Here is a 2,598-nt window from a genome sequence, read left to right as displayed (position 1 = left end):
GGAATTCGGCGGCGTCATAAAGCACGGCGCCAAGCTGCTCTTTGCCTATTCCCAGGCCACCGTCCCCATGGTCACGCTCATCACCCGCAAGGCCTATGGCGGCGCCTATGACGTGATGGCCTCGAAACATATCGGGGCCGACATCAACTATGCCTGGCCGACGGCCGAGATCGCGGTGATGGGCGCCAAGGGCGCGACCGAGATCCTCTACCGCTCCGAACTCGACGATCCCGAAAAGATTGCCGCGCGCACGGCCGAATACGAGGAGAATTTCGCCAACCCGTTCAAGGCGGCCGAGCGCGGCTTCATCGACGAGGTCATCATGCCGCATTCCTCCCGCCGCCGCATCGCGCGCGCCTTCGCCATGCTCAGGAGCAAGAAGCAGGAACAGCCGTGGAAGAAGCACGACACGATCCCGCTGTAGAGGTGGTGGAATGCCGGTGATCCTCCGCTGGAGAGGCCACCGCTTCCTCTTCTATTCCAGGGAGATCGGTGAACCGCCACACATCCATGTTTTGAAGGATGCGAAGCAACTGAAAGTCTGGCTCGCCGATATCCGTGTCGCCCGCAATGTCGGCTTCGCCACGCACGAAGTGAATGATATTCTGGGCGTCGTAGCAGAGAACAGGCGAAAATTCCTGGAGGCCTGGAATGACTACTTTGGAAATTGACGACAAGCAGTTGCTTGTTGCCACCGTCGAGGTCACGGACGAATTCATCGCCTTCGACATGGCCGATGGTCGCAGGATCGAGGCGCCGCTGTGGTGGTACCCCCGCTTGTTTGCAGCGACACCCGCCCAACGCAGGAACTGGGAGATCCTGCCTTTCGGTGATGCCGTCGGCTGGGAGGAGGTCGACGAGTATATCAGCGCCAAGGCCCTCATCGTCGGTGGCGCAGCGCCCGGCGCGGTGCCACCTGCACAAGCTGCCGAATGATCCCTACTTCAAGAGCTCGAGAAATTCTCAAGCCCAACATGAAGGATGAACAGGAATAACATGACCGACACCACCAAATTCCCGCCCGAAAACAACCTGCCGACCGGCTATCAGCCGCCCAAGATCTGGAAGCAGGAAGGCGAGGGCGGGGGCACGTTTGCCTCGATCAACCGGCCTGTCGCCGGCCCCACGCACGACAGGGAACTGCCGATCGGCAAGCACCCGCACCAGCTCTATTCGCTGGGCACGCCCAACGGCGTCAAGGTCACGATCATGTTCGAGGAGCTGCTGGAGGCCGGCCATGCGGACGCCGAATACGACGCCTGGCTGATCGATATCGGCAAGGGCGACCAGTTCGGCTCGGGCTTTGTCGGCGTCAATCCGAACTCCAAGATCCCGGCCCTCATGGACCATGCGCCCAGGGGCGGCGGCGATCCGGTGCGCCTGTTCGAATCGGGCTCGATCCTCGTCTACCTGGCCGAAAAATTCGGCGCCTTCCTGCCCACCGACCTGCGCACCCGCACCGAGGCGATGAACTGGCTGTTCTGGCAGATGGGCTCGGCGCCGTTTCTCGGCGGCGGCTTCGGGCATTTCTATGTCTACGCGCCGATGAAGATCAAATACGCCATCGACCGCTACGCCATGGAGGTGAAGCGCCAGATGGACGTGCTCGATCGGCATCTGGCCGATCACGAATACATGGCGGGAGCCGAATACACGATCGCCGACATGGCGATCTGGCCCTGGTACGGCCGGCTGGCCGCGCATGACGCCTATGAGGATGCCGGCGCGTTCCTGGAGGTCGACGGCTACACCAATGTCCAGCGCTGGACGAAGCAGATCAACCAGCGGCCGGGCGCCCGCCGGGGATCGATGGTCAACAAGACCAGTGGCGAGCCTTCCCGGCAATTGCACGAACGCCACGACGCCTCGGACTTCCAGAACAGGACGCAGGACAAGATCGCGGGAGCCTGATGTTCAAGAAAATCCTCATAGCCAATCGCGGCGAGATCGCCTGCCGGGTCATTCGCACCGCAAAAAAGCTCGGCATCGCCACCGTCGCGGTCTATTCCGATGCCGACCGCGACGCGCTGCATGTGCGCGAGGCCGACGAGGCGGTCCATATCGGCGCGGCGCCCTCGAGCGAATCCTACATCGTCATCGACAGGATTCTCGAGGCCATCCGCAAGACCGGCGCCGATGCCGTCCATCCGGGCTATGGGTTCCTGTCCGAAAATCCGCTTTTTGCCGAGGCGCTGGACAAGGAGGGCGTGACCTTCATCGGCCCGCCCGTCAACGCCATCCAGGCGATGGGCGACAAGATCACGTCGAAGAAGCTGGCGGCCGAGGCGGGCGTCTCCACGGTGCCGGGTCATATGGGCCTGATCGAGGATGCGGACGAGGCGGTGCGCATCGCCGCCTCCATCGGTTACCCGGTAATGATCAAGGCGTCTGCCGGCGGTGGCGGCAAGGGCATGCGTATTGCCTGGAACGACGCGGAGGCCCGCGATGGCTTCCGCGCCTCCAAGGGCGAGGCCAAGGCCTCCTTCGGCGACGACCGCATCTTCATCGAGAAATTCGTCACCGAGCCGCGCCACATCGAGATCCAGGTGTTGGGCGACAAGCACGGCACCGTCATCCATCTGGGCGAGCGCGAATGCT

General features: G+C 62.8%; 5 protein-coding genes. All 5 read left to right on the top strand.

Features of this window, described 5'->3' with window-relative positions; translation table 11 throughout:
- On the top strand, window positions 1-424 hold a 424-nt coding region (locus tag GRZ55_RS22835; protein WP_306785627.1), incomplete at its 5' end, for a carboxyl transferase domain-containing protein.
- Between the two features lie 10 nt (window positions 425-434).
- Window positions 435-671 (top strand): DUF4160 domain-containing protein, encoded by a 237-nt coding sequence (locus GRZ55_RS22830; RefSeq protein WP_169289241.1) that lies wholly within the window; start codon window positions 435-437, stop codon window positions 669-671.
- Window positions 652-936, top strand: coding sequence for a DUF2442 domain-containing protein (locus tag GRZ55_RS22825; protein WP_169289240.1), 285 nt, complete (start codon window positions 652-654; stop codon window positions 934-936). Before GRZ55_RS22830 ends, GRZ55_RS22825 begins: the two co-directional genes overlap by 20 nt.
- A 60-nt stretch (window positions 937-996) precedes the next feature.
- Window positions 997-1,911 carry a glutathione-dependent disulfide-bond oxidoreductase gene (yghU, locus tag GRZ55_RS22820; protein ID WP_169289239.1) on the top strand — a complete coding sequence of 305 codons (915 nt, stop codon included), beginning with the start codon at window positions 997-999 and terminating at the stop codon, window positions 1,909-1,911.
- The coding region (locus GRZ55_RS22815) for a biotin carboxylase N-terminal domain-containing protein (protein WP_169289238.1) at window positions 1,911-2,598 on the top strand (688 nt) is incomplete at its 3' end. The genes yghU and GRZ55_RS22815, both read left to right, overlap by 1 nt.

Source organism: Chelativorans sp. ZYF759 (assembly GCF_012911015.1).
GTDB lineage: Bacteria > Pseudomonadota > Alphaproteobacteria > Rhizobiales > Rhizobiaceae > ZYF759.
The sequence above is the reverse complement of the archived record's forward strand: the minus strand, read 5'-3'. Positions and strand labels throughout refer to the sequence as shown.